This window comes from Streptomyces sp. NPDC050416, assembly GCF_044458845.1.
GTDB lineage: Bacteria > Actinomycetota > Actinomycetes > Streptomycetales > Streptomycetaceae > Streptomyces.
The window spans coordinates 13,625-38,401 of the sequence record NZ_JBITII010000010.1; the positions used below are offsets into that span (position 1 = coordinate 13,625).

Sequence of the window (24,777 nt, forward strand, 5' to 3'; positions counted from 1 at the left end):
CTGCCCGTTCGAGGGGTCGTACGACGACATCAGCCGATCGGATGATGCCCGTTCGAGCGCGACGGCCGATGCGCGGACCCGGCCGCCGCCGGGACCCTCGACGCATGTCCGTCATCGAAGTCACCGACCTGCGCAAGGCCTACGCCGGCCGCCCGGCCGTCGACGGTGTCTCCTTCGCCGTCGAGGAGGGCGAGATCTTCGGCATCCTCGGCCCCAACGGCGCCGGAAAGACCACCACCGTGGAATGCGTCGAGGGGCTGCGCGTGCCCGACTCCGGCCGGGTCCGCGTCACCGGCCTCGACCCCGTCACCGAGCACGAGACCACCCGCCGCGTCCTCGGCGCGCAACTCCAGGAGAGCGAGCTCCAGGCGAAGCTCACCGTCCGTGAGGCGCTGGAGCTGTACAGCGCCTTCTACCCGAGCCCGCTCGACTGGCGGCCCCTCGCCGAACGCCTCGGCCTCACGGTCAAGTTGACGACCCGGTTCGCCAAGCTCTCCGGCGGCCAGAAGCAACGGCTGTTCATCGCGCTCGCCCTGGTGGGCAACCCCCGGGCCGTAGTGCTGGACGAGCTGACCACCGGGCTCGACCCGCGCGCCCGCCGCGACACCTGGGAGCTGATCGAGGACATCCGCGCGAACGGCGTGACCGTCCTCCTCGTCACCCACTTCATGGAGGAGGCACAGCGGCTGTGCGACCGGATCGCCGTGATCGACAAGGGCCGGGTGGCCGCCCTGGACACCCCGGCCGGCCTGATCCGCCGCTCGGCCGGTTCCACCGTCATCAGCTTCACCCCGTCCGCCCCGCTGGACGACCGTGACCTGAACGCGCTGCCCGCGCTCGCGTCGGTCGCGTACAAGGACGGCCGCGTCACCCTGTCCGGCACCGACGAGACCGTCAACGCCGTCATCTCCCTCCTCGCCCGCACCCGCGTGACGGCCCACCAGCTCCGGGTCACCGACGCCACCCTGGACGACGCGTTCCTCGACCTCACGAAGGAGGTGGCGGCATGAGCACGGCCGTCGTCGACACCGCCGTACTGAAAAGCGAGATCCGCCTCTTCCGCCGGGAGCCCGGCAGCCTCTTCTGGGTCCTGGGCTTTCCGACGCTGCTGCTGGCGATCCTCGGCTCGATCCCGTCCTTCCGCGAGGCCGACCCGGCCTTCGGCGGGCTGCGCCCGGTCGACGGCTACGTCCCGGTGAGCGTGCTGCTCGGCCTGATCATGGCCGGGGTCCAGGCGATGCCGCAGACCCTCACCGGCTACCGCGAGCGCGGCATCCTGCGCCGGATGTCCACGACCCCGGTCCGGCCCGCCGCCCTGCTGTCCGCGCAGATGCTGCTGTACGGCGGGGCCGCCCTGGGGTCGGCGCTGCTCGTCTTGACGGTCGGCCGACTCGCCTTATCCGTACGGCTGCCGCGGCAGGCCTTCGGATACGCCCTCGCCCTGCTCCTGGCCGTCCTGGCCGCCCTCGCGCTGGGCGCGGTGATCTGCGCCCTGTCCCGTTCCACGAAGATCGCCGGTGCCATCGGGTCGGCGGTGTTCTTCCCGGCGATGTTCTGCGCGGGCGTGTGGATGCCGGTGCAGACCATGCCGGACGTCCTCGCCCGGTCCGTCGGCTTCACGCCGTTCGGCGCGGCGGCCGAGGCCCTGAACCAGGCGGCGGCGGGGGACTGGCCGGGCTGGGACCACCTCGGAGTGCTCGTGGCCTGGACGGTGCTGCTGACGGCCGGTGCCGCGCGCTGGTTCCGCTGGGAGTAGGAGAGGCGCCGTGCACACTGGGGAGATGACCTCGGCGGACGAGCGGATCGAGCACCGTCAGAACCAGTTCCACACCTGGGGCGTCTACGGACTGCTCGCCGTCTCCACCGTCCTCTCGGTCGCCGCGCACGAGCTGATGACGAGCCCGGCCGAGTGGTACGCGGCCGGGGCGCTGGTCGTCGCCGCGGTGCTGCTCCAGCTGTGGCACGGGCCCCGCCGCGGCCGCCGGACGCCGTCCGCCCGCGGGACCGTCTACTACGTCCTGCGCTGGGCCCTCGCCTTCGCCCTCACGTGGCTGAACCCGTTCTTCGGGTTCTACGCGGCCACCGGCTACTTCGACAGCGACGAAGTGATCCTCGGAAGGCGCCGGCAGTGGCTCGGTCTCCTCGCCACCGTCGTCGTGGTGGCGGGCTCGCAGTCCGGCGGGATGCCGATCCGCAGCCCGACCCAGTGGCTGCTGTTCGGCGGGCTGCTGGTCGCGAACTTCGGCCTGCTGCTGGTGGTCGGTCACATCACCCAGCAGGAGGAGGAGCGCTCCCGCGAGCGGGCCGTCACCATCACCGAACTCGAACGCACCAACGCCGCCCTGCAACGGGCCCTCGACGAGAACGCCGCCCTGCACGCCCAGCTCCTCGTCCAGGCCCGGGAGGCGGGTGTCGCCGACGAACGCCGGCGGCTGGCCGCCGAGATCCACGACACCATCGCCCAGGGGCTGACCGGCATCATCGCCCAGCTCCAGGTCGTCGCGAACGCACCCGACCTGGCGGTGGCCCGCACGCACCTGGAACGCGCCTCGGACCTCGCCCGGCACAGCCTCGGCGAGGCCCGCCGCTCCGTGCACAACCTCGCCCCCGTCGCGCTGACCGACGCCGGACTGCCGGAAGCCCTGAAGAAGACGGTCGCCGAGTGGGGCGAACGGACTGGCGTACGCGCCGGGTTCACGGTCACCGGCACCACCGAGCAGCTCCACGAGGAGGTCGCGGCCACCCTTCTGCGGATCGTCCAGGAGGCCCTCTCCAACGCCGCCCGGCACGCGTCCCCCGGCCGCGTCGGCGTCACCCTGTCCTTCCTCGGCGCCGAGGTGATCCTTCGACATCCGCGACGACGGCCACGGCTTCGACCCCCTCACCGTCCCCGCCCGCACCCGCGCCGGCGGCTTCGGCCTCGACGGCATGCGCGCCCGTGCCGAACGCATCGCCGGCTCTCTCACCGTCGAGTCCGAGCCGGGCCACGGTACGGCGGTCTCCGCTCGCGTACCGTTGGTCCGCCATGACTGAAGACGCCGCCGCTAAGGGTGACGCCGCTACGGGTGACGCCCCGATCACCCTGCTCATCGTCGACGACCACCCCGTCGTACGGGACGGCCTGCGCGGCATGTTCGAGTCCGCGCCGGGCTTCCGGGTCCTCGGTGAGGCGTCGAACGGCGTCGAGGCGCTCTCGCTCGCCGCCGTCCTCGATCCGGACGTGATCCTGATGGACTTGCGCATGCCGGGCGGCGGGGGAGTGGACGCCATCCGCGCGCTGACCCGTACCGGCGCCCGTGCCAAGGTCCTCGTCCTCACCACCTACGACACCGACTCCGACACCCTCCCCGCGATCGAGGCGGGCGCCACCGGCTACCTGCTGAAGGACGCCCCCCGCGAGGAGTTGTTCACCGCCGTACGGGCGGCGGCACAGGGCCGTACGGTCCTCTCCCCGGCCGTGGCCTCCCGCCTGGTCTCCGCCGTCCGCGCTCCCCGGGCACCCGGTAACGAGCCGCTCTCCGCGCGCGAACGCGAGGTGCTGGCCCTGGTCGCCAAGGGCACGTCCAACCGCGAGATCGCCCGCGAACTGTTCATCAGCGAGGCGACCGTGAAGACCCACCTCACGCACCTGTACGCCAAGCTCGGCGTCAAGGACCGCGCGGCGGCGGTGGCGGTGGCGTACGACCGCGGGATCCTCGGCTAGCCCGCCCCGCCGTCCCTGCCTCCTCGTCTTCCGTGAGGCGTGATGGGCACGTGAGGGGTGCGTGAGCCGTCGCTGGGAGCGTGGCCGTCGTCAAGGACAGTCTGGGAAAAGGGGATTCGCGTGACCGTGATGGCCGAGACGGACCGTGTGGGGGCCGCGCTGCGTGCGCTCACGTTCGAGCACACCGTGGCGAAGGGCCTCGTACACCGGCGGGCGCTGTCGGAGGTGTTCCTGACCGACAGCAGGGCGGTCGACGACGACCGCTTCGTGGCCGGAGCGCAACTGCCGCCGTCCCACGCCTACTACACCGACCACACGACCGGCTCCGCGGTCGATCCGCTGTTCCTGCTGGAGTGCTGCCGCCAGGCCGAGACGCACGCGGTGCACGCCCACTTCGGGGCGCCGGACGGCACCAAGTTCGTTCTCCAGGAGTGGTCGATGGACCTGCCGGCCCTGACCGCGCTGGAGCGCGCCCACGGGCCGGCCGAGGTGACGATCGCGGCCACGACGCACGACGCGCAGTGGGTCGGCGGGTCGTTGCGCGGTCTGCGGTACCGCATGGCGATCACGTTGTCGGGGCGGCCGGTGGGCGAAGTGACGATGCGGGTGAAGTACGTCGCCGACAGCGTGTACGGGATGCTCCGCGGCCGACGGGACGGCGGGAGCACGCCGACGTCCGAGTCGTACCGCCGGCCGGCCCCCGAGGGCCTCGTGAGGCCCGGCCGCGTGGGCCGGGAACGGCCGGAGAACGTGGTGCTGCTCGACCCGGTCACCGACGACCGGCGGGTCCGGGCACGACTGCTGGTGGCCGGCGGGCACCCCAGCCTGTTCGACCACGCCCAGGACCACGTGCCCGGCATGGTGCTGATGGAGGCGGGACGGCAGACGGCCCTGCTGACCGCCGAGGAGCTGTTCGGGGCTCCGGCGGCGTCGTGGTCGCTCACCGGTCTCGATGCCTCGTTCGGCGCCTACGCGGAACTCGACGAGCCCCTGACGGTGGTCGCCGACGGCCAGGAGCAGGCGGCCGACGCCGCCGGGGCCGTCTCGATCCCCGTGACGTTCGAACAGGGCGGGCGCGGTGTCGCCCGGGCCGCCTTCAGGCTCGAACGCGGCGGCAGCGCGGGACGGTGACACAACAAGGACCGTCCGGACTCCATGAGGTGGAGTCCGGACGGTCTTCTCGTTCCGTGGGGGGAGCGGGGAGGGGTCATCCCTCCTGAGCCGTGGCGGACTGGTCCAGGTCGCGGTCACGGACCATGGTGAAGATGGCGATCGCCCCGGCGAGGGCCACGCAGGCCAGCACCACGTAGACGACGCCCCAGCCGTGCTGGAGACCCTGGACCGCCCGGTCCACCAGGTCCTGCCCGCCACCCGCGCGTACGGAACCCAGCCGGCCCTGGACCACGTCGTCGGCCATCACGCCGTCGCCCGCGGGCAGTTGCCGACGGGTCGAGGTGAGCAGCAGCCCGCCCACGCACGCCACGCCGATCGTCTCGCCGGCGACCCGGAGGGTGTTGAACATGCCCGACGCCATACCGCTGCGTTCGGCCGGCACCACGCTGACCGCCGCGTTGTCCATGACGCCGAAGGCGAGACCGATACCGACACCGGCCAGCAGCAGCGCCGCGTACAGCCCGGTGCGGGACGACACCGGGTCGGTGAACGTCATCAGCAGCAGCGCGACGGCCAGCACCGCCGGCCCGACGGCCAGCAGCATCCGCACGGACAGCAACCGCACCAGCGCGGGGGTGAACAGCGGCAGGACGAAGACCGGCAGCGTCAGCGGCAGCAGCATCGCTCCGGACATCGTCGAGCCCGCGCCGCCCGCGCCCTGGAAGTAGGGCGGCAGGTAGACGAGCAGGGCCGCGAACGCGAAGACGATGCTCACCGGCTGCCAGATGATGGCGACGAACGTGGGGCGCCGCAGCAGGCTCAGGTCGAACATCGGCTCGGCGACGCGCAGTTCGACCACGACGAACAGGGCGAGGAACAGCGCCGCACCCGCGAAGGAGCCGAGCGTGACGATGCCGCCCCATCCCTGTGAGGGCCCCTCGACGAAGCCGAGGGCGAGCAGCATGAGGGCCAGGGTGAAGGTCAGCACACCGGGCAGGTCGATGCGCCGCGCCCCCGGGTTCTTCGACTCGGGCAGCGTGCGGGCCAGGACGAGCACGACCGCGCCGAGCAGGACGTTGACCAGGAACACCGCGTGCCAGGACGCGACGCCCACCAGCAGACCGGACACGAACGGGCCCATCGCCAGGCCGAACCCGATCGAGGCGCCGAAGATGCCGAAGGCCCTGGCCCGGGCGGCCCCGCTGAACGTGTGGGCGAGCAGCGCGGAACCACTGGTCAGAACGGCCGCCGCGCCCATGCCCTGGACGAAGCGCGCCAGGTCCACGAGCAGGATGGTGGGCGCGGTGCCCGCGACGAGCGAGGCCAGCGCGAAGACGGCCGTGCCGCTCCGGAACAGGCGACGGCGCCCGAAGAGGTCGGCCGCGGAACCGGCCGCGAGCATGAAGGCGGTGAACGCCACGTTGTAGGCGTTCAGCACCCACTGGGTGGAGGCGGCCGTGGCGTTCAGCGCGCCCGACATGTCGGCGAGGGCGACTCCCGGCCCCGTGACGGAGATGGGCAGCATCACGGCGGCCAGTGCGATGGCCACCAGCACACGCGTGGGATTGGGGGCGGTCTCCGCAGGGACGGCCCTGGGGGGTGACAGCTCGGAATCAGCAAGTGACTGGGACATCGAAACCTAACAATCCTGGGGCAACTTGGGCTGGGTCGGGTGCGTGGTCAGAGCCGGGAGGCCGGCAGCGCGGCCGGCCGGTCGTCCTCGGCGGTGAGGAGAGAGCCGAGCTCCGCGAACGAGGTCACCTGCGCGTCGATGAAGGACCCGAACGCCGACACGTCGTCGTCCGAGAAGACCGCGCCGCGCATCAGCACCGTACGCAGCCCCGCGATCTTGGCCGCGCGCAGGGCGAGCGGGGAGTCGTCCACCAGCAGCCACTTCCCCGGGTCCCTCTCGCCCTCGGCCGCCAGCAACGCCGCGTAGGTGTCCGGATCGGCCTTGGAGGCGTGGTCGAGCGCCACGTAGTCCTCGGGCCGGAACAACCCGTCGAGCAGCGAGCGGCGCGCGGTGGTGCGGTCCATCGTGGAGAAGACCCGCAACCGCACGTCCCGCGCACGCTGCTGCGCGCAGAACGCCACCACGCCCTCGCCGAGGGTCAGCGGCGTGCCCCGGACGGCGGTCAGCGACCTGAGCGCGTCGATCTCGGCGTTGAGGTGCTGCTCGATACCGAGGCCCGCGAACAGTACGCGCAGGCTCTCGCGTTGGGGAAAGGTGCTGATGGCCTTGAACTGCGTGACCGTCGCCTCGATCGGCAACTCGGTGTGGCGGTTGATGCCTTCGTGCAGGGCGAGCAGCAGCAGGCTCGACGCGTTCAGGCTCAGCACTCCGTCGAAGTCCAGCAGCACGGTCTGCGGGGAAGCGGCGCGGTCCAAGGCGTAACTCCTGGGTGTGTGAGGGGCGCGGCCGGAAGGGCCGGGGCCGCGCGGGGAAGGGGAGGGGCCCCGCGGGCGCCGGACCGGCCGGGGGAGGGCGGTCCGGCGCCGCGTGGCGGCCGTGGGCTCAGTCGCGCCAGACGGAGTGCGCTGCGGCCTCGGCGTCGAGGGTGCGCAGCAGCTCCTCGTCGATGGAGTGCAGCGAGTCGACGATGTGCCGGGCGCCGCTCTCGCGCATCAGCTGGGGCTGGAAGCTGTGCTCGAAGGAGCTGGGGTGGCCGATGAAGGGGATGTCGAGGGCCTTGGCGACCTCCGCCACCCGGGCCACGTCGTCGATGAACAGCACCTCGTCGTACTTCAGGCCGAAGACCTCGGTGGTGATCTCGCGCAGGCCGGGGCGGAAGTCGTTGGTGCAGACGTAGCCGGGCTCGTCGAAGAGGTCGCCGTGCTCGCCCAGGAAGTGGTCGAAGTGCGACTTGTCGAGGCCGCCGTAGCTGACCGTCTTCAGCCCCAGCCCGCGCAGCCGGCGCAGCAGGTCGATCGCGCCGTCGAGCAGCTCGACCGGGTGCTCGCGGGTGTACTCCTCCCGCTCCTTGAAGTAGACGTCGATCGCCTCCTGGGCGGTCCACGGAACGCGTGCCGCGTTCGCCATGCCCTGGCCGCCGACCAGCTGCGGCTGGGAGAAGATGCTGCGCTCGACGTCGGCGGTGTACTCGCCGCCACGACTGACGATGAAGTTGTGGATGACGGGGCTGAAGGTGTCGTTCAGCAGGACGCCGTCGATGTTGACGGCGGCCAGCTTGAGCTGCGTGAGCTTGTCTGCCATGGAATTCCTCGTTACCTGGTGGAAAGAGTGAACGGAGTGAAGAGCGAGGGGTGAAGAGAGCGAAGAGTGACGGGCGTCAGTGGCCGACGGTCGCCATGCCCGCCGGGTCGTAGCGCTCGCCGGAGACGACGTCGTGGGGCACCGCGGCCGACACGGCGGCCAGTTGCTCGTCGGTGAGCCGCAGTTCCGCGGCGGCGACGTTCTCGCGCAGATAGCCGATCCGGCGCGTGCCCGGGATGGGGACGATGTCGTCGCCCTGGGCCAGCAGCCAGGCCAGGGCCAGCTGTACGGGGCTGCACCCGTAGAGCTCCGCGAGCTCGCGCAGCCGCTCGACCATCCGGATGTTGCGTGCCAGGTGCTCCTGCTGGAAGCGAGGGTGCGAGTGCCGGAAGTCGGTGGGGTCCAGGTCCTCGGGCCGGCTGATCGCACCGGTCAGGAAACCCCGCCCGATCGGCGAGTACGCCACGAGCGACGTGCCCAGCTCCCGGGCCACAGGCAGGACTTCGGCCTCCACCTCGCGGGTCCACAGCGAGTACTCGGTCTGCAGGGCCGCGATGGGGTGGACGGCGTGCGCCCTGCGCAGGGTCTGCGCGGTCACCTCGGAGAGCCCGAGGTGCCCGACCTTGCCGGCCCGCACGAGCTCCGCCATGGCTCCGACCGTCTCCTCGACGGGGATGTCGGGGCTCTTGCGGTGCAGGTAGTAGAGGTCGATGTGGTCGACGCCCAGGCGCTTCAGCGAGGCGTCGACGGCCCGCCGGCAGTGCTCCGGGCTGGAGTCGATGTTCCGGCCCTGCCTCGGGTCGCTGTCGTCGCGCCGGATGCCGAACTTGGTCGCGAGGACCACCTGGTCGCGGCGGCCCGCGATGGCCCGGCCCACCAGCTGCTCGTTGTGGCCCTTGCCGTACATGTCGGCGGTGTCGAGCAGCGTGACCCCGCTGTCCAGGGCCGCCTGGAGGGTCGCCAGGCTCTGGGCCTCGTCGGTCGGACCGTAGAACTCCGACATCCCCATGCAGCCGAGACCGATGGCGGAGACCACCGGGCCGTTCGTGCCAATCCTGCGTTGCTGCACTCAGTTCTCCTCGTGCGCGGTCGTGAGCGGGGTCGTGTGAAGGGGTGTCCGGAGCGCGGTCGTCCGCACTGCGGCGCAACGGTGGCCCGCACCGCGGCGCAAGCCCCGCCGCCGGACGCATTCCAGGCTGGCAGCGCGTACTTACGCACCACTCATGTGCCGCTCACGGCCGACGTGAGCGCCACATGTCCGCTGCGTGGGCCGCCCGTGAGGGAAAGCGGAGCCCGCGTTGCCAGGCTGACAACTCCGACGGCGCCACAGCACACCGGTGCACCACGACAGCAGCCAGGAGGAACGACGCAGTGACGGCTACGACAGCGACAACGGCTGTGGCTGACAGCAGCACCCCGGACGACTCCCACGGTGACGGAGACGCCGGATGACCGGCACGGACCGCGCGGCGGTCGTCGCCGGCCTGGGCAGCTGGGTCCCGCCCACCGTGGTCACCAATGACGACCTCGCCCGCCAACTGGACACCTCGGACGAGTGGATCAGCAGCCGGACCGGGATCCGCCGGCGGCACGTCGTCGACCCGGGAGGATCGACCGGTGACCTGGCCGTCGAGGCCGGGCGCAGGGCCCTGAAGTCCGCGGGCGAGGAGCGGGCCGATGTCGTCGTGGTCGCCACCAGCACCCCGGACCGCCTCTGCCCGGCCACCGCGCCCGAGGTCGCCGACCGGCTGGGGCTCGGCGGGGTCGGCGCGTTCGACATCGCCGCCGTGTGCACGGGCTTCGTCTACGCGCTGGGGGCGGCGGCCGGTTTCGTCCAGGCGGGCTTCGCCCGCTCCGTCCTGGTCATCGGGGCGGACACCTTCTCCACCATCCTCAACCCGGCCGACCGCACGACCCGGGCGATTTTCGGGGACGGCGCCGGAGCGGTGTACCTGCGCGCCGGCGCGGCGACGGAGCCGGGCGCCCTGCAGGGGCTCCACCTCGGCAGCGACGGCGGCCAGAGCGACCTCATCCAGGTGGCGGCCGGCGGTTCACGGCAGCGGTCCACCGGCCGGCCGGCCGCGCCGGAGGCCTCCTACTTCACCATGGAGGGCCGCCCGGTGTTCGCGGAGGCGGTGCGCCACATGGCGGCCTCCGTGACGACGACGGCCGACGCCGCGGGCTGGGCGGTCGAGGACATCGACAAGGTCGTCCTCCACCAGGCCAACGCGCGCATCCTGGCGGCGGTCGCCGAGCGCATCGACGTACCGCTCGAACGGTTCCCCGCCAACATCGAGCGGGTCGGCAACACCGTCGCGGCCTCGATCCCGCTGGCCCTGGCCGACGCGTCCGCCGACGGGGAACTGCTCCCCGGCCAGCGCGTCGTGCTCGGCGGTTTCGGCGGCGGACTCACCTGGGGGTCGGTGGCGCTCGTATGGCCCGACATCACGGCGGTCTGACGCCGGCCCCCACCGCAACACAGCCACCCCCACCTCTCACCTCTCACCCCTCATCACTCACCGCACCACAAGGAGAAACACCATGCAGGCGATCGCGGAGCGGGTCTCGGTCCTTCTCTCCGACCAGTTCAAGGTCAAGCCGGAGATCATCGCGTCCGAGGTGACGCTCGGCAAACTGTCCTTCGACTCCCTGGTCCTGATCGAGCTCGGCCTCGTCCTCGACAAGGAGTTCGGGGTCGAGATAGCCGACGGCGAGCTCACCGAGGAGCACACCCTGGACGACCTGGTCCAGCTGCTGTCGGCCAAGGGAGCGGCGGTCTGATGGCGGACGGTCCCGCACACGGCACGGCCGTCACCGGCCTGGGCCTGGTGACCCCGGCCGGAATCGGCCTGGAGGAGAACTGGGAGCGGGTGCTGTCAGGACGCTCCTGCGCCACGCGCGACCCCGCGCTCACCGAGCTGTCCGTCGACTTCTCCTGCCGGGTACCGGGTTTCGACGCCGGCGAACTGCTGGGCGGCTTCGCCGGCTGGCAGCTGGAGCGCTTCGTCCAACTCGCCGTCGTGGCCTCCCGGATGGCCGTCGCCGACGCCGGATGGGACGCCACGGCCTGGGACGGCACGCGGGTGGGGGTGGTGCTCGGCAACTCGCTCGGCGGCGCCGCCACCTTCGCGGAGCAGCACGACACGCTGCGCGAGCGCGGCGCCGGCAAGGTCTCGCCCCTGCTGGTGACGAAGTACATGCCGAACATGCTCGCCGGCTACGTGGCGATCGACGTCGGTGCCCGGGGACCCGGTCTGGTCACCGCCACCGCGTGCGCGTCCGGGGCGACCGCCATCGGCACCGCCCGGGACCTGCTGCGCTCCGGCGCCTGCGACATCGTGCTGGCGGGCGCCAGTGAGTCCGCGCTCACCCCGACGGTGATGGCCGGGCTGTGCAAGATGGGCGCCCTGTCCAAGTCGGGGGAGGCGCCCGAGCACGCCGGGAAGCCGTTCGACGCGGAACGGGACGGGTTCGTGGCGGCCGAGGCGGCCGGCGTGCTGGTCCTGGAGCGGGAGGCGGACGCCCGCGCAAGGGGGGCGAGGATCCGCGCCGTCGTCAGCGGTTACGGATCCTCCTCCGACGCCCACCACGCCACCGCCCCGCACCCCGACGGGGAGGGCATCGAGCGGGCCCTGCGCGCCGCCCTGGCGGACGCGGGCGCCGGCCCCTCAGAGGTCCGGCACGTCAACGCGCACGGCACCGCCACCGCGATGAACGACCTCGTCGAGGGCAGGATGCTGCGCCGCGTCCTGGGCGACACGCCCCTGGTCACGTCGACCAAGGGCGTCACCGGCCACGCGCTGGCCGCCGCGGGCGCCATCGAGGCGGCGTACACGGTGCTGGCCGTGCAGCACGGCACGGTGCCGCCGACGGCGAACCTGAAGAACCCGGATCCCGCCATCGACTTGGATCTGGTCAGCGGCGAACCGCGCGTCACCCCGGTCGACGTCGCCGTCAGCACGTCGCTGGGGTTCGGCGGTCACAACGCCGCGCTCGTCATCACGTCGGCCTGAGTCCGACGCCGAGAGGTCCGCGCCGGGCGGGGAGCGTGCTCCCCGCCCGGCGCGGGCGCCGCACACGCCCTGTGTACGGCGCTCCCATGGCCCCGACCCACCAAGGAATTGAGCATGGCTTCGCACTCCGAGGACTGGACGCACGTGCTGCGGCCCTCCGCAGACCGCGGCAGCCGCGTCGTCGTCTTCCCCCACGCGGGCGCCGGCGCGCAGCGCTACGCGAGCGTGCTGGCCGGTCTGCCGGAGACGGTGGAGGTCGTGGGCGTCACCCTGCCCGGGCGGGAGCGGCGCGCCAGCCTCGCACCGGGGACGACGCCGACGGCCGCTGTGCCGGGCATCCGCCGGGAGCTGAGCGCTCTCGACCCCGCCCCGACCGTCTTCTACGGGCACAGTCTGGGAGGGCTGCTGGCGCTCGCCGTCGCCGACACCGGCGCGCACTGCGACGGCCTGGTCGTGAGCTGTTCGCAACCGGGCGCGGGAAGCCGCCCACGCCCGCAACAACAGGGCTCCGCCGCAGAACTGGCCGAGATCCTCGCCTCCCACCGCCTGCCCGCCGACGCCCTGCACGACCCGTCGCTCAGCCCCGCGCGGCGGATCCTGGCCCATGACCTCGCGCTGGCGCGGGACGCGCTGTACGCGGTGGAGCCGCTGCGGCTCACCGTGCCGGTGACGGCACTGGCCGGTACGGACGATCCGCTCGTCCCGCCGGGCGTGCTGCCTCTGTGGGCCCGCTTCACATCGGGCCCGTTCCGCTGCCGGCTCGCCCGGGGCGGGCACTTCTTCCCCTTCACCCCGTACGGTCAGGGCGTCCTGCTCGAAGAGCTCCTCGCGTCCCTGACGGCCGCCCGCACGGGGGCCCTTGTCCCCTGACGGGTGCTACGCCCCGACGAGATGGGGGGAGCGGTCGTCCAGGAAGGTGTTCTCCAGCGCGTCGTCGCAGTTCAGGATCTGCTGCTGGAGGCGACGCAGCCGGTGCGAGGGCTCCAGGCCGATCCCGTCGGTCAGCGCGGTGCGAACGCCCTGGTAGGCCGCCAGCGCGTCATTGCGGCGCCCGGAGAGGTACAGCGCCAGCATCAGGTACTCGTGCAGCACCTCGTCGTAGGGATTGAGCGCCACGAGGGCGTGCAGTTCGCCGATGACCTCGGCGTAACGGCGCAGCCGCAGGTCCAGGCCGACGCGCTGGCTCAGCACCGCCTTGCGGTCCTCCTCCAGCCGCAGCACGTGCGGGTGCAGTACGGGCCCGGCCGGCACATCGGCCAGGGGCGCGTCACGCCACAGCTTCAGCGCGTTGTTCAGCTGCGCCGACGCCTGCGACAGGTCCCCCCTGGCCTCCGCCTCGCCGGCCGCCGACACGAGCCGGTGGTAGCCGACGATGTCGAACTGCTCGCCGGGGACTTCGAGCCGGTAACCGGTGGCCTCGGTGATCAGCGTCTCCTTGGGGAGACGGTCCGAGGGGCCGCCGGCGAGGGCGTGGCCGATGCTCTTGCGGATCTGCATGACGCAGTTCTGGATGCCCGTCGAGGCGCTCATGGGCACGTCGAGGCCCCACAGTTCACGCTCGATGGCGGCCCGCTGCACCACACGGCCGCGGTTCAGGATGAGCACGGCGAGGAGCTTTCTGGCCTTCAGCGCCGTGGGGACCACCGACACGCCGTTCATGGTCACGCGCAGGGGGCCCAGCACTCTGGCGATCATCCGTCCTCCTCGCTCAGGCAACCTGTGTAGCGGTGTATCAATGGACTGTAGCCCATGTTTTGACCGATGTCGTTCTCGGATTCACCGCCCTATACAAGGAAACGGCAGGTCGTCCACCTTGCGAAGCGGGGGGAAATCCGACCGTGACGCAGTCTTCTCCTGACGTTCATTGGGTCAACTGGAAGTCAAACTTGGTCTCTGGTTTACTTTTGGACCTGATACCGCAGAACCGAGGGGGGCTTCGTGCAGCAAGGCGGCATGCCTGACATCGCGATCGTCGGGATGGGATGCAGATTTCCGGGCGCGCCCGGGGTGCGGGAGTTCTGGCACCTGCTCGAGCGCAGCACCGACGCCGTCACACCCGTGCCGGAGGAGCGGTTCGACGTGCGGCGGTACCACTCGGCGCGGCCGGGTGAACCGGGCACGACCGTCTCGCGGCACGGCGGGTTCATCGACGACCTGTACGGCTTCGACGCCGCCTTCTTCGGAATCGCCCCGCGCGAGGCGCTGGCCATGGACCCTCAGCAGCGGGTCCTCCTCCAGGTCGTGTGGGAAGCACTGGAGGAGGCGCACATCCTCCCGTCCTCGCTGGCGGGCAGCCGCACCGGCGTCTTCGTGGGTCAGGCGACCGCCGAGTACGCGGACCTGGCGGAGCCCGACGGGCATCAGGACGTGCACGGGATGGCGGGCAGCCGGCTGCGGACGATGACCGCCGGGCGCCTCTCCTTCGCCCTCGACCTGCGGGGGCCCAGCCTGATGGTCGACACCGCCTGCTCCTCGTCCCTGGTGGCCGTGCACCTGGCCCGGCAGAGTCTGCTGACCGGGGAGAGCGACCTGGCCGTCGCCGCCGGAGTCAACGCCGTGCTCTCGCCGTCCGACGCCATCACCTACTCCCAGGGCGGCATGCTCGCCCCCGACGGACGCTGCAAGTTCGCCGACGCCTCCGGCGACGGCTTCGTCCGCAGCGAAGGCGTGGGGGCCGTATTGCTCAAGCGGCTGCCCGACGCCCTGCGCGACGGCGACCAGGTGCTCGCGGTACTGCGGGGAAGTGCCGTCACCAACGACGGCCAGGGCAGCGGAACACTGCTTCAGCCCGCCGTGTCCGGACAGACCGAGATGATCCGCTCCGCCTGCCGCAGCGCCGGCATCACCCCGGACCGGCTGGACTACGTGGAGGCCCACGGCACCGGCACCCCCGTCGGGGACGACGTCGAACTGCGCGCGCTGGCAGAGGCCGTGGGCGCCGAAGGGCGGTCGCGGTCCCGCCCGCTGCCCATCGGTTCCGTCAAGACCAACATCGGCCACGCCGAAGCCGCCGCCGGGATCGCGGGCCTGATCAAGACGGTGCTCATCGCCCGGCACCGCACCATCCCCGCGTCCCTGCACCTGCGCACGCCGCACCCCGTCCTGGCCGGGGACGCCGCCGCCCTCGCCGTCGTCACGCGCAACACCCCGCTCGTGCCCGTCGATCGGGCCGCACTCATGGGTGTCAGCTCCTTCGGCCTCTCCGGCACCAACGCGCACGTGATCGTCGGCGAGTACGTGCCCGAGCCGCGCACAGGCCGGCTCCCGCACCGCGCCTCGGACACTCCCGAAGAGCCACAACTGCTGCTGCTCAGCGCCCGCACCCCGGCCGCCCTGAGCCGGCTCGCCGCGCGCTACGCCCACTTCCTGGACGGCGACGAGGGGCGCGCCTTCCCCCTGCGCGAGATCTGCCACACCGCCGCCACGCGACGTGACGCCCACCCGCACCGCCTGTGGGCCGTCGGCCGCACCCACGACGAACTCGCCACCGCCCTGCGCGCCCTGGCCGAGGGCGAGGAGACCCCGGACGGAGGGACGGCCGACGCCGGATTCACGGGCGACCGCCGGACCGCGTTCGTCTTCCCCGGGCAGGGCTCGCAGTGGCTCGGCATGGGCCGCCGCCTGCTGGCCGGTGAAGCGGTGTTCCGCCGCACCCTGACGGAGTGCGACGTGGCCGTCCGGGAGGAGCTGGGCTGGTCGGTCATCGGCCTGCTGACCGGCGACGGCGAGGACGCACCGCCGCGGGAACTCCCCGACGACGTCGCGGTGGTGCAACCCCTGCTGTGGGCCGTGCAGGTGTCACTGGCCGCGCTCCTGCGCGCCAAGGGAGTCGAACCCGACCTGTGCGTCGGACACAGCATGGGCGAGGTGGCCGCCGCCCAGGTCTGCGGCGCGCTGTCGCTGAAGGACGCCGCCTCGGTCATCTGCCGGCGCAGCTCCCTGATGCAGAGCCAGGCGGGGCGCGGCGCGATGCTCGCCGTCGAACTCGCCGCGTCGGCCGCTGCGGACGCGGCGGCGCCCTACGGCGACGCGGTGTGCGTCGCCGCGGAGAACGCCCCCGGAAGCACCGTCCTCGCCGGGGACGCGCGCGCACTGCACCTCATCGCCGAACGCCTCCAGGCCGCCGGGGTGCCCTGCCGGCCCGTCAAGGTCAACGTGGCGTCCCACTCCCCGTACATGGCGGAGCTGCGGGACGACCTGGCCGGCGCCCTCGCCCACCTCACGCCACTGCCCGCCCGCACGGCGATGTTCTCCACGACCCGCTGCGAGCCGGTCGACGGACCCGAACTGGACGCCGCCTACTGGGTGGACAACCTCCGCGAGCGGGTGCGCTTCGTCGAGGCCGTGCGCACAGCCGCCAAGGAGGAGACGGTGTTCCTGGAGATCAGCCCGCATCCGCTGCTCGTCCAGTCCGTCACGGCGGTCCTCGACGAGCAGGGCGCCGCACCGGCCGCCGTCGCCACCCTCAAGCGCCACCAGGACGATGGCGAGAACCTCACCCGGGCGCTCGGGCAGCTCTTCTCCCACGGCGCACGCATCGACTGGAACCGCTACTTCCAGGAGGCCGCGCCCCGCGTGCCGCTGCCGACGTACGCCTGGGACCAGGAACAGTTCAGGAAGGAGCCGGCCCCCGCCGCGGCGCCCACCGCGCCGGGCGAACACATACGAGAGGTCGAACTGCGCGAGTTGGGCCTGGCCGACCTGGGGCAGGGCGTCCGCACCGGCGACGGCGCGGCCGTCGTGCCGCCGGTGCTCTACGTCGAGGCCGTCCTGCGGGCGGCGGACGACTTCGGGCGGCGCGGTGAAGGCGTGCTGGAGGACATCGAGTTCGGCGACCGGCCCTGGGAGCTGGCACGCGCGCGCGACGCCGCGGTGCGCGTGTGCCTGACACCCGCCGCGGAGCAGGGCTGTTTCCTGTTCACCGTCACCGCGCTGCGCACACCGGACGGCACTCGGGACGGTGAGCTGTGCATGGCCGGCAGGTTCCGCACGGCCGGCCCTGCCGCCGACGCGGGCTCCTTGTCCGGCGGAGAGGACACCGCAGGCCGCGGTGTGACGGCCGAGCGGTACGGCCGGGAGCTGCTGGACGCCGGCCTGACCCGGTGCACGGCGTACGTGCCGGCGGCGGAGTTCTACCGCCGTGTCCAGGGCCGCGGCTACACCGTCGACGCGGCGCTGTGCACCGTGGCGCAACTGTGGTGCTCCGACGGCGAATCGGTGGCTCGCATGCGCCGCTCGCCGGGCGCGGGAACGGCGGCCGGGCTCGAAGCCGGGCTCCTGACGATGCTCGCCACGTGGCCGCACGCCACGAGGGCAGGGGGGAGACCGGACGGCTACCTGCCGGTGTCCTTCGGCCGCGTCCTGGTCCGGGACGCGGCGGGAGTCGGCCGGGACCACTGGTGCGTGGCCCGCTTCACGCCCTCGGACGGTACGGACGACGCGCGCTGCGACGTGTGGCTGACGGCCGAGGACGGCCGTGTGATCGCGGAGTTCCGTGACATACGGCTGCGTCGCCGAGCGGCGGGCCCCGCCCGCGGGGCGCTCACCGCGGCAGGCCAGGTGCCGCCTCCCGCGACGCTCGCCGCGGAAGCCCCGGGGCCGGCTCCCGCGACCACGATCCCCGGACGCGCCCCCACATCCGATGACGTCCTGAAGCAGGCCGCCACCGTGCTCGGCCTCTCGGCGACCCGGCTCGACCCGCGCAGACCGCTGCGGACCCTGGGACTGGATTCCCTGCTGGCGACCGAACTCAGGGTGCGCCTGCACCGGACGGCGGGTGTCGACATACCCGCCACACGGCTGCTGGGCCGCGAACCCATAGGCGTGATCGCCGCTTCCGTGGCGTCCCGGCCCTGACGTCACCTCAGGAAAACGAAGACCATGACTCATAGATGTACCATGGTATAATTTTTTCACGGCCGGGGGAGCCCGCACAACGACGTGAGAAGGCGAGGAAACATGGCCTCTGAACCTGCCCGCCCCCTCGGGCGCAGAGAGCGCAGCAAGCAGCGGGTTCGGGACCGCATCTACACCTCCGCCCTGACCCTCTTCGCGGAGCAGGGGTACGACCGCACCACGATCGACCAGATCGCCGAGCACGCCGACGTGGCCCGGGGCACCTTCTTCAACTACTTCCAGCGCAAGGAAGACCTGGTGACCGCCTGGGCCGAGGCCCGCAAGCGGCGCCTGGAGCTGTGCATGGAAGAGTCGATGAAGTCCCGCAACGACGATGTGACGGTGCACCTGGAGAGGTGCATGGCGGCACTGGCGGAGTTCAACGAGTCCGAGCGGGAGATCACCGCCGCCATGCTCCAGGCCTGGGTGAAGGCCGGCCGGCCCCTCCTCGAAGAGCCCTACGCGGGCCAGGTCTTCGCCGACATCATCGAAGCCGGGCGCCGGCGCGGTGAGGTCGCCTTCGACATCGATCCGATGCGGGTCGGCAACATCCTCCGTGATTCGTACCTGGGCCTGCTCTACCGCTGGTCGCAGAACCCGGGCGGGCGCGTACCGCTCCACATCGAACTGCGCGAGGTCCTCAGGATCGTCCTCACGGGCGTCCTGTCGTACTCCCAGCACGGGCGCGGCACTCCGGCGTCGTCGACCCCCGCCGCGACCCCGCTCGCACCGGCGTCGCAGGCGTAGCAGCCGGCCAGGGCGCGGACCGGCCCGCCGACCGCCAGGTCGGCGGGCCGCTGCCGCCGGTCCGGCGAAACGATGCCTCAGCCCGCCACCCGCAGCAGCAGCACCGCCCGAGCCGGCACCGTGATCTCCGTCCCCGCCGGGTGCTCCACCCCCGGCGCCTCCGCCTGCTCCTCCAGACTCGTGTCGACGACGACCTCGTACCGCTCCGCCCAGGGCGGCCCCGGCAGCACGAAGTTCACCGGCTCCTCGCCCGCGTGCAGGACGGCGAGGAAGCTGTCGTCGAGGATCTGGTCGCCGTGCTCGTCCCGGCCCGGGATGTCCCGGCCGGACAGATACATGCCCAGCGTGGCGGCGGGCGCGTACCAGTCCTGCTCCGTCATCTCGGTGCCCCGGGACGTGAACCAGGCCAGGTCGCGCAGGCCGTCCGCGGTCTGCGCCCGGCCCGAGAAGAACGCCCGGCGCCGGAGCACCGGGTGCCGGTGGCGCAGCTCGATCAGCCGGGCGGTCAGCGCGGACAGCGCCTTCCAGCCCGGGTCCCGCAGCAGACCCCAGTCCACCCAGCCGATCTCGTTGTCCTGGCAGTACGCGTTGTTGTTGCCGCCCTGCGTGCGGCCCAGCTCGTCGCCCGCGACCAGCATCGGCACACCGGTCGACAGCAGCAGCGTGGTCAGCAGGTTCCTCAGCTGCCGCCGCCTGAGCGCGGTGACGCCCTCGTCGTCCGTCTCGCCCTCGGCGCCGCAGTTCCAGGCCCGGTTGTCGTCCGTGCCGTCCCGGTTGCCCTCGCCGTTGGCCTCGTTGTGCTTGCGCTCGTAACTCACGAGGTCGCGCAGCGTGAAACCGTCGTGCGCGGTGATGAAGTTGACGGACGCGTACGGCCTGCGCCCGCCCCAGGCGTACAGGTCGCTGGAGCCGGACAGGCGGTAGCCCATCTCCCGTACGTCCGGCAGCGCGTGCCGCCAGAAGTCCCGTACGGCGTTGCGGTACCGGTCGTTCCACTCCGTCCACAGCGGCGGGAACGCCCCCACCTGGTAGCCGCCCGACCCCACGTCCCACGGCTCGGCGATCAGCTTCACCCGGCGCAGCACCGGGTCCTGGGCGATGACCGCCAGGAAGGGGGAGAGCATGTCGACGTCGTGCATGGAGCGGGCCAGCGCCGCCGCCAGGTCGAACCGGAAGCCGTCCACGCCCATCTCCGTCACCCAGTACCGCAGGGAGTCCGTGATGAGCCGCAGCACGTGCGGCTGGACCACGTGCAGGGTGTTGCCGCAGCCGGTGTAGTCGGCGTAGCGGCGGGGGTCGTCCTGGAGGCGGTAGTAGCCGCGGTTGTCGATGCCCTTCAGCGACAGCGTCGGCCCAAGCTCGCCCGCCTCCGCCGTGTGGTTGTAGACCACGTCGAGGATGACCTCGATCCCGGCCGCGTGCAGAGCGCGCACCATGCGCTTGAACTCGCCGACCTGCTGGCCGGTCGTCCCGGAGGCCGCGTAGGCCGCGTGCGGCGCGAAGTAGCCGATGGAGTTGTAGCCCCAGTAGTTGCGCAGGCCTCTGCGCAGCAGATGGTCCTCGTGCGCGAACTGGTGCACCGGCAGCAGCTCCACCGCCGTCACGCCCAGTGTCACCAGGTGCTCGATCGCCGCCGGGTGCGCGAGGCCGGCGTACGTGCCGCGCAGCTCCTCGGGGATGCCCGGGTGCAGCTGCGTGAAGCCCTTGACGTGCAGCTCGTAGATCACCGAGTCCGCCCAGGGCGTCTTCGGGCGGCGGTCGTCCGCCCAGTCGTCGTCATCGTGGACGACGACGCCCTTGGGGACGTACGGCGCCGAGTCGCGGTCGTCGCGCACGGTGTCGGCGACGTGCTGCTGCGGCCAGTCGCGCACGTGCCCGTAGACCTCCGGCGGCAGGCAGAAGTCCCCGTCCACGGCACGGGCGTACGGGTCGAGGAGCAGTTTCGCCGGGTTCCAGCGGGCGCCGGTCCAGGGGTCCCAGCGGCCGTGCACCCGGTACCCGTAGCGCTGCCCGGGCAGCACGCCCGGGACGAAGCCGTGCCAGATCTCGTGGGTCAGCTCGGCGAGCCGGGCCCGCGACTCCTTGCCCCGGTCGTCGAAGAGGCACAGCTCGACCCCTTCGGCCCCGCCCGCCCACAGGGCGAAGTTGGTCCCCGCGACCCCGTCCGGGCCGACCCGGAACCGGGCGCCCAGCGGCGTCGGCGCGCCCGGCCGGGCGGGCACCGCGGGCGGTGGCGCGGCCCGCCGCGCGCCGTTCACGGCGGCGGCCTGGCGCCCGTTCCCGGTGGCCTGATGACCGGCCACCGCCTCCTGCTCGGCTGCGCTGGACACCTGTCAGCCTCCCGCGGCTCGTGGGACGACGGGGGACAGAGGGGTGCGGCTCTGCTGCTGCCCGGGTCGCGGCTCCCCTGCGCGTCGTCCTCCCCACTGTTCTGCCCAGAGCGTGGGTCGCACTCACGTTTCCCCGGGGGCGGGCATGGTCGTTTCCCGGGGATGCGGCCGGTCGTTGGGCACCTCGTGAGGCACGTACAAGGGCGCGCGCGGCGCGCGAGGGCCGCGCTGGCCGCCGTAGTGACATGGGCAGGGCTCCTGACCGGGGCCACCGGCTGTACCTCGGACGACGCGGGCGGGATCGCCGGGGCGTTCGGCGCGCCCCCGGCGCCCGAGGACGTCATCCGGGTCTCGCCCGACGACGGCAGCAGGGGCGTGCGCCCCGGGAAGAAGCTGCGGGTGCGTGTGCCCGACGGCAGGCTGGAGTCGGTGAAGGTCGTCCGGTCGCAGGACGCGCAGGAGTCCCCGGTGCCCGGGCACCTCTCCGCCGACGGACTGTCCTGGGAGCCCGACGACGAGCGGCTCGCGCTGGCCGCCAAGTACACGGTGGACGCGGTGGCCGTGGACGGCGACGGACGCCGCTCCGCCCGGCACACCACGTTCACGACGTACGTCCCGGAGGAACGCTTCATCGGCTACGTCAGCCCGGAGAACCGGGCCACGGTCGGCACCGGCATGATCGTCTCGCTGGAGTTCAACCGCGAGATCGCCCTCCGCGCCGCCGTCGAACGCGCGGTGCGGGTCACCGCCCGCCCGGCCGTCGAGATCCGCCCGCACTGGTTCGGCCGGACGCGCCTCGACTTCCGCCCCGAGCACTACTGGAAACCCGGCACCCAGGTCACCGTCGCCCTGCGCCTGCGGGACGTCGAGGGGGCGCCCGGGGTCTACGGACTCCAGCACAAGACGTTCTCCTTCACCGTCGGACGCAGCCAGGTCTCCGTGGTCGACGCCGCCCGGCACACCATGGAGGTACGGCGTGACGGCGAGGCGCTCGCCACCGTGCCCATCACGGCGGGCGCGCCGAAGAACACCACGTACAACGGCAAGATGGTGGTGACCGAGATGCTCGACGTCACCCGGATGAACGGCGCCACGGTCGGCTTCCAGAAGCACGACGGCAAGGGCGAGTACGACATCCCGGACGTCCCGCACGCCATGCGCCTGACCGACTCCGGCACCTTCCTGCACGGCAACTACTGGGCCCACCACACCGTCTTCGGCCGCACCAACGTCAGCCACGGCTGTATCGGACTGCGCGATGTGAAGGGCGGCGGCTCGGGCACCCCGGCCGGCTGGTTCTTCGACCGCAGCCTCGTCGGGGACGTCGTCGAGGTGGTCCGCAGCAACGACAAAAAGGTCGCTCCCGACAACGGACTCGGAGGCTGGAACATGGGCTGGAAGGAATGGAAGGCGGGCAGCGCGGTGAAGTAACCCGACAGGGGGGAGGGGTGCTTCAACGTTCCGTGGAAGTTGGGACTGAACGGTGACAATCGCAGGTCGTCGGGGTGCGGCGCCTTGTGGTTAATATTCGCCGGTGCGCGGGGGACGCGCAGGGGTGCGGGCCTGGACCAGGCCCTGGGAGGGGAGAACAACGTGAACGGGCGACCGATATCGGGGGCGTCGGCCCACGGCAGGCAGGGACTGCTCGCACTGATGGTCGGAGTGCTGCTGCTCGCCGTCACGGCGTGCGGCGGCGGGGGGACCGGCTCCGGTTCCGGCGGGGGCGACGGCAAGGGCGCGGACGCCGCGCAGAGCAAGCAGTCCGAGGCCGTCGTCGGCATCACGCCGAAGGACGGTGCCAAGTCCGTCGACACCAGCGGGGCGCTGAAGGTGACCGCCGCGAAGGGCGAGCTGACCGAGGTCGTGGTCAAGGACGCCAAGGGGGAGAAGGTCGACGGCGAGATATCCGGCGACGGCGCCACCTGGACGCCGTCCACCCACCTGGCCGCCGCCACCAAGTACACCGTCCACGCGGTCGCCAAGGACGCCGAGGGCCGCACGGCCGCGGAGGACGCGGACTTCACGACCCTGACGCCGAAGAACACCTTCACCGGCACCTTCACCCCCGAGGACGGCTCCAAGGTCGGCGTGGGCATGCCGTTTTCCCTCCGCTTCAGCCGGGGCATCACCAACCCCGACGACGTCGAGAAGGCCATCCGCATCAAGACGGAACCGGCCGTGGACGTCGAGGGCCACTGGTTCGGCAACGACCGTCTCGACTTCCGCCCCGAGAAGTACTGGAAGCCCGGCACCAAGGTGACCGTCGACCTCGGCCTCGACGGCGTCGAGGGCCGCCCCGGCGTCTACGGCGAGCAGGACAAGAAGGTCGAGTTCACCATCGGCCGCAACCAGGTCTCGGTCGTCGACGCCAAGAAGCTCACGATGAAGGTCATGCGCGACGGCGAGGTCTTCAAGACCATCCCGGTCACCACCGGCCAGCCCGGCATGGAGACCTGGAACGGCCAGATGGTCATCAGCGAGATGCTCACGGTGACCCGGATGAACGGCGAGACCGTCGGCTACGGCGGCGAGTACGACATCAAGGACGTCCCGCACGCCGTGCGCCTCACCACCTCGGGCACGTTCCTGCACGGCAACTACTGGGCGGGCGGCGCCTTCGGCAACCACAACGCCAGCCACGGCTGCATCGGCCTGCGCGACGTGCGCGGCGGCTGGGACAAGAAGACGCCGGCCGCGTGGTTCTTCAACCACTCGATGGTCGGCGACGTGGTGGTCGTCAAGAACTCCGAGGACCGCGTCGTCGACCCGGACAACGGGCTCAATGGCTGGAACATGTCGTGGGAGAAGTGGAAGAAGTAACTCTTCACTGCTGACAAGAGGGCCCCGGTGTGACGGACCGCACCGGGGTCTTCGTCGTTAGTGGGCGTTAACCTGCTGCCCATGACCGTCTCTCTCGAAGTCGCTGAAGGCGTCGGCACGCTCCGTCTCGACCGCCCGCCCATGAACGCGCTGGACATCGCCACGCAGGACCGGCTGAAGGAACTCGCCGAGGAGGCCGCGCGCCGCGAGGACGTGCGGGCCGTGGTGGTCTACGGCGGCGAGAAGGTGTTCGCGGCCGGCGCGGACATCAAGGAGATGCAGGCGATGGACCACACCGCGATGGTCCTGCGCGCCCGCGCCCTGCAGGACTCGTTCACGGCGGTGGCCCGGATCCCCAAGCCGGTCGTCGCGGCCGTGACCGGCTACGCGCTCGGCGGCGGCTGCGAACTCGCGCTGTGCGCGGACTTCCGCATCGCCGGCGAGAACGCCAAGCTCGGCCAGCCGGAGATCCTGCTCGGCCTGATTCCCGGCGCGGGCGGCACCCAGCGCCTGGCCCGCCTGGTCGGCCCCTCCAAGGCCAAGGACCTGATCTTCACCGGCCGGATGGTCAAGGCCGACGAGGCGAAGGAGATCGGCCTGGTCGACCGGGTCGTGCCCGCCGACGAGGTGTACGCGCAGGCGCACGCCTGGGCGGCGAAGCTGGCGCAGGGCCCGGCCCTCGCCCTGCGCGCCGCCAAGGAGGCGGTCGACACGGGCCTGGAGACGGACATCGACACGGGCCTGGCGATCGAACGGAACTGGTTCGCGGGCCTGTTCGCCACCGAGGACCGCGAGCGCGGCATGCGCAGCTTCGTGGAGGAGGGGCCGGGCAAGGCGAAGTTCCTCTGAACCTCCATCGAGGGGCTTGCACTTGACGCGGCGTCTGATCCGGGTCCCTCGATGGGGCGGTTTATGGCGGCCTTAAGACAGCCTTAAGCGTGT

At 72.0% G+C, this 24,777-nt stretch carries 19 protein-coding genes and 1 pseudogene; 14 read left to right on the forward strand and 6 right to left on the reverse strand.

The annotated features are described in order from the left end of the window. Nucleotides 1-104 precede the first annotated feature (104 nt). From ACIBL4_RS28095 to ACIBL4_RS28115, 5 genes and pseudogenes are all read left to right on the forward strand, one after another. Nucleotides 105-1,010 (forward strand): ABC transporter ATP-binding protein, encoded by a 906-nt coding sequence (locus ACIBL4_RS28095; protein ID WP_399414601.1) that lies wholly within the window; start codon nucleotides 105-107, stop codon nucleotides 1,008-1,010. Beyond that, nucleotides 1,007-1,756 (forward strand): ABC transporter permease, encoded by a 750-nt coding sequence (locus tag ACIBL4_RS28100; RefSeq protein ID WP_399414602.1) that lies wholly within the window; start codon nucleotides 1,007-1,009, stop codon nucleotides 1,754-1,756. The genes ACIBL4_RS28095 and ACIBL4_RS28100 overlap by 4 nt, the downstream gene beginning before the upstream one ends. 25 nt (nucleotides 1,757-1,781) lie before the next feature. After that, nucleotides 1,782-3,033, forward strand: a pseudogene (locus ACIBL4_RS28105) (sensor histidine kinase). Next, nucleotides 3,026-3,703 (forward strand): response regulator, encoded by a 678-nt coding sequence (locus ACIBL4_RS28110; RefSeq protein ID WP_399414603.1) that lies wholly within the window; start codon nucleotides 3,026-3,028, stop codon nucleotides 3,701-3,703. The pseudogene ACIBL4_RS28105 and the gene ACIBL4_RS28110 overlap by 8 nt, the downstream one beginning before the upstream one ends. Before the next feature lie 129 nt (nucleotides 3,704-3,832). Continuing rightward, nucleotides 3,833-4,834 carry a ScbA/BarX family gamma-butyrolactone biosynthesis protein gene (locus ACIBL4_RS28115; protein WP_399414846.1) on the forward strand — a complete coding sequence of 334 codons (1,002 nt, stop codon included), beginning with the start codon at nucleotides 3,833-3,835 and terminating at the stop codon, nucleotides 4,832-4,834. A 76-nt stretch (nucleotides 4,835-4,910) separates the two neighbouring features. Here ACIBL4_RS28115 and ACIBL4_RS28120 read toward each other — a convergent pair whose 3' ends face one another. From ACIBL4_RS28120 to ACIBL4_RS28135, 4 genes are all read right to left on the reverse strand, one after another. Further along, nucleotides 4,911-6,365 (reverse strand): MFS transporter, encoded by a 1,455-nt coding sequence (locus ACIBL4_RS28120; protein ID WP_399414604.1) that lies wholly within the window; start codon nucleotides 6,363-6,365, stop codon nucleotides 4,911-4,913. Between the two features lie 131 nt (nucleotides 6,366-6,496). Then, on the reverse strand, nucleotides 6,497-7,204 hold the full coding sequence (locus tag ACIBL4_RS28125) for an HAD family hydrolase (RefSeq protein ID WP_399414605.1): 708 nt from the start codon (nucleotides 7,202-7,204) through the stop codon (nucleotides 6,497-6,499). Nucleotides 7,205-7,331: 127 nt separating this feature from the next. Next, a complete protein-coding gene (locus tag ACIBL4_RS28130) occupies nucleotides 7,332-8,030 on the reverse strand; it encodes an HAD family phosphatase (protein ID WP_399414606.1) in 699 nt (232 codons plus the stop codon). A gap of 76 nt (nucleotides 8,031-8,106) precedes the next feature. Continuing rightward, nucleotides 8,107-9,099, reverse strand: a complete 993-nt coding sequence (locus ACIBL4_RS28135; protein ID WP_399414607.1) for an aldo/keto reductase — start codon at nucleotides 9,097-9,099, stop codon at nucleotides 8,107-8,109. A gap of 379 nt (nucleotides 9,100-9,478) precedes the next feature. Between ACIBL4_RS28135 and ACIBL4_RS28140 the strand changes: the two genes are divergently transcribed. From ACIBL4_RS28140 to ACIBL4_RS28155, 4 genes are all read left to right on the forward strand, one after another. After that, complete coding sequence (locus tag ACIBL4_RS28140) at nucleotides 9,479-10,489, forward strand: beta-ketoacyl-ACP synthase III (RefSeq protein ID WP_399414608.1); 1,011 nt, start codon at nucleotides 9,479-9,481, stop codon at nucleotides 10,487-10,489. An 82-nt stretch (nucleotides 10,490-10,571) separates the two neighbouring features. Then, on the forward strand, nucleotides 10,572-10,811 hold the full coding sequence (locus ACIBL4_RS28145) for an acyl carrier protein (RefSeq protein WP_020272690.1): 240 nt from the start codon (nucleotides 10,572-10,574) through the stop codon (nucleotides 10,809-10,811). Further along, nucleotides 10,811-12,043 (forward strand): beta-ketoacyl-[acyl-carrier-protein] synthase family protein, encoded by a 1,233-nt coding sequence (locus ACIBL4_RS28150; RefSeq protein WP_399414609.1) that lies wholly within the window; start codon nucleotides 10,811-10,813, stop codon nucleotides 12,041-12,043. The genes ACIBL4_RS28145 and ACIBL4_RS28150 overlap by 1 nt, the downstream gene beginning before the upstream one ends. 114 nt (nucleotides 12,044-12,157) lie before the next feature. After that, nucleotides 12,158-12,913 (forward strand): thioesterase II family protein, encoded by a 756-nt coding sequence (locus tag ACIBL4_RS28155; RefSeq protein ID WP_399414610.1) that lies wholly within the window; start codon nucleotides 12,158-12,160, stop codon nucleotides 12,911-12,913. A gap of 6 nt (nucleotides 12,914-12,919) precedes the next feature. Here ACIBL4_RS28155 and ACIBL4_RS28160 read toward each other — a convergent pair whose 3' ends face one another. Continuing rightward, nucleotides 12,920-13,738 (reverse strand): BTAD domain-containing putative transcriptional regulator, encoded by an 819-nt coding sequence (locus ACIBL4_RS28160; protein WP_399414611.1) that lies wholly within the window; start codon nucleotides 13,736-13,738, stop codon nucleotides 12,920-12,922. Between the two features lie 258 nt (nucleotides 13,739-13,996). Here ACIBL4_RS28160 and ACIBL4_RS28165 point away from each other — a divergent pair, with 258 nt between their 5' ends. Both ACIBL4_RS28165 and ACIBL4_RS28170 read left to right on the forward strand, forming a co-directional pair. Further along, a complete protein-coding gene (locus tag ACIBL4_RS28165; protein WP_399414612.1) occupies nucleotides 13,997-17,899 on the forward strand; it encodes a type I polyketide synthase in 3,903 nt (1,300 codons plus the stop codon). 102 nt (nucleotides 17,900-18,001) lie between these two features. Then, nucleotides 18,002-18,685, forward strand: a complete 684-nt coding sequence (locus ACIBL4_RS28170; RefSeq protein ID WP_399414613.1) for a TetR/AcrR family transcriptional regulator — start codon at nucleotides 18,002-18,004, stop codon at nucleotides 18,683-18,685. 77 nt (nucleotides 18,686-18,762) lie between these two features. On the opposite strand, the gene glgX is transcribed toward ACIBL4_RS28170, so the two are convergent. Beyond that, nucleotides 18,763-21,015 (reverse strand): glycogen debranching protein GlgX, encoded by a 2,253-nt coding sequence (gene glgX / locus ACIBL4_RS28175; RefSeq protein WP_399414614.1) that lies wholly within the window; start codon nucleotides 21,013-21,015, stop codon nucleotides 18,763-18,765. A 186-nt stretch (nucleotides 21,016-21,201) separates the two neighbouring features. On the opposite strand from glgX, the gene ACIBL4_RS28180 reads away from it, so the two are divergent. From ACIBL4_RS28180 to ACIBL4_RS28190, 3 genes are all read left to right on the forward strand, one after another. Beyond that, nucleotides 21,202-22,446, forward strand: coding sequence for an Ig-like domain-containing protein (locus ACIBL4_RS28180; protein ID WP_399414615.1), 1,245 nt, complete (start codon nucleotides 21,202-21,204; stop codon nucleotides 22,444-22,446). A gap of 162 nt (nucleotides 22,447-22,608) precedes the next feature. Beyond that, complete coding sequence (locus tag ACIBL4_RS28185; protein ID WP_399414616.1) at nucleotides 22,609-23,835, forward strand: Ig-like domain-containing protein; 1,227 nt, start codon at nucleotides 22,609-22,611, stop codon at nucleotides 23,833-23,835. 81 nt (nucleotides 23,836-23,916) lie between these two features. Beyond that, on the forward strand, nucleotides 23,917-24,684 hold the full coding sequence (locus tag ACIBL4_RS28190; protein ID WP_243379305.1) for an enoyl-CoA hydratase/isomerase family protein: 768 nt from the start codon (nucleotides 23,917-23,919) through the stop codon (nucleotides 24,682-24,684). Nucleotides 24,685-24,777: the final 93 nt, after the last annotated feature.

Excerpts from the sequence above, each read along its gene's own strand:
- ACIBL4_RS28130 (WP_399414606.1), bottom strand. The coding sequence starts at position 8,030 with ATGGCAGACAAGCTCACGCAGCTCAAGCTGGCCGCCGTCAACATCGAC.
- ACIBL4_RS28160 (WP_399414611.1), bottom strand. The coding sequence starts at position 13,738 with ATGATCGCCAGAGTGCTGGGCCCCCTGCGCGTGACCATGAACGGCGTG.
- ACIBL4_RS28155 (WP_399414610.1), top strand. The coding sequence starts at position 12,158 with ATGGCTTCGCACTCCGAGGACTGGACGCACGTGCTGCGGCCCTCCGCA.
- ACIBL4_RS28150 (WP_399414609.1), top strand. The coding sequence starts at position 10,811 with ATGGCGGACGGTCCCGCACACGGCACGGCCGTCACCGGCCTGGGCCTG.
- ACIBL4_RS28100 (WP_399414602.1), top strand. The coding sequence starts at position 1,007 with ATGAGCACGGCCGTCGTCGACACCGCCGTACTGAAAAGCGAGATCCGC.
- ACIBL4_RS28145 (WP_020272690.1), top strand. The coding sequence starts at position 10,572 with ATGCAGGCGATCGCGGAGCGGGTCTCGGTCCTTCTCTCCGACCAGTTC.
- ACIBL4_RS28095 (WP_399414601.1), top strand. The coding sequence starts at position 105 with ATGTCCGTCATCGAAGTCACCGACCTGCGCAAGGCCTACGCCGGCCGC.
- ACIBL4_RS28115 (WP_399414846.1), top strand. The coding sequence starts at position 3,833 with ATGGCCGAGACGGACCGTGTGGGGGCCGCGCTGCGTGCGCTCACGTTC.
- ACIBL4_RS28170 (WP_399414613.1), top strand. The coding sequence starts at position 18,002 with ATGGCCTCTGAACCTGCCCGCCCCCTCGGGCGCAGAGAGCGCAGCAAG.
- ACIBL4_RS28190 (WP_243379305.1), top strand. The coding sequence starts at position 23,917 with ATGACCGTCTCTCTCGAAGTCGCTGAAGGCGTCGGCACGCTCCGTCTC.
- ACIBL4_RS28165 (WP_399414612.1), top strand. The coding sequence starts at position 13,997 with ATGCCTGACATCGCGATCGTCGGGATGGGATGCAGATTTCCGGGCGCG.
- ACIBL4_RS28140 (WP_399414608.1), top strand. The coding sequence starts at position 9,479 with ATGACCGGCACGGACCGCGCGGCGGTCGTCGCCGGCCTGGGCAGCTGG.
- ACIBL4_RS28110 (WP_399414603.1), top strand. The coding sequence starts at position 3,026 with ATGACTGAAGACGCCGCCGCTAAGGGTGACGCCGCTACGGGTGACGCC.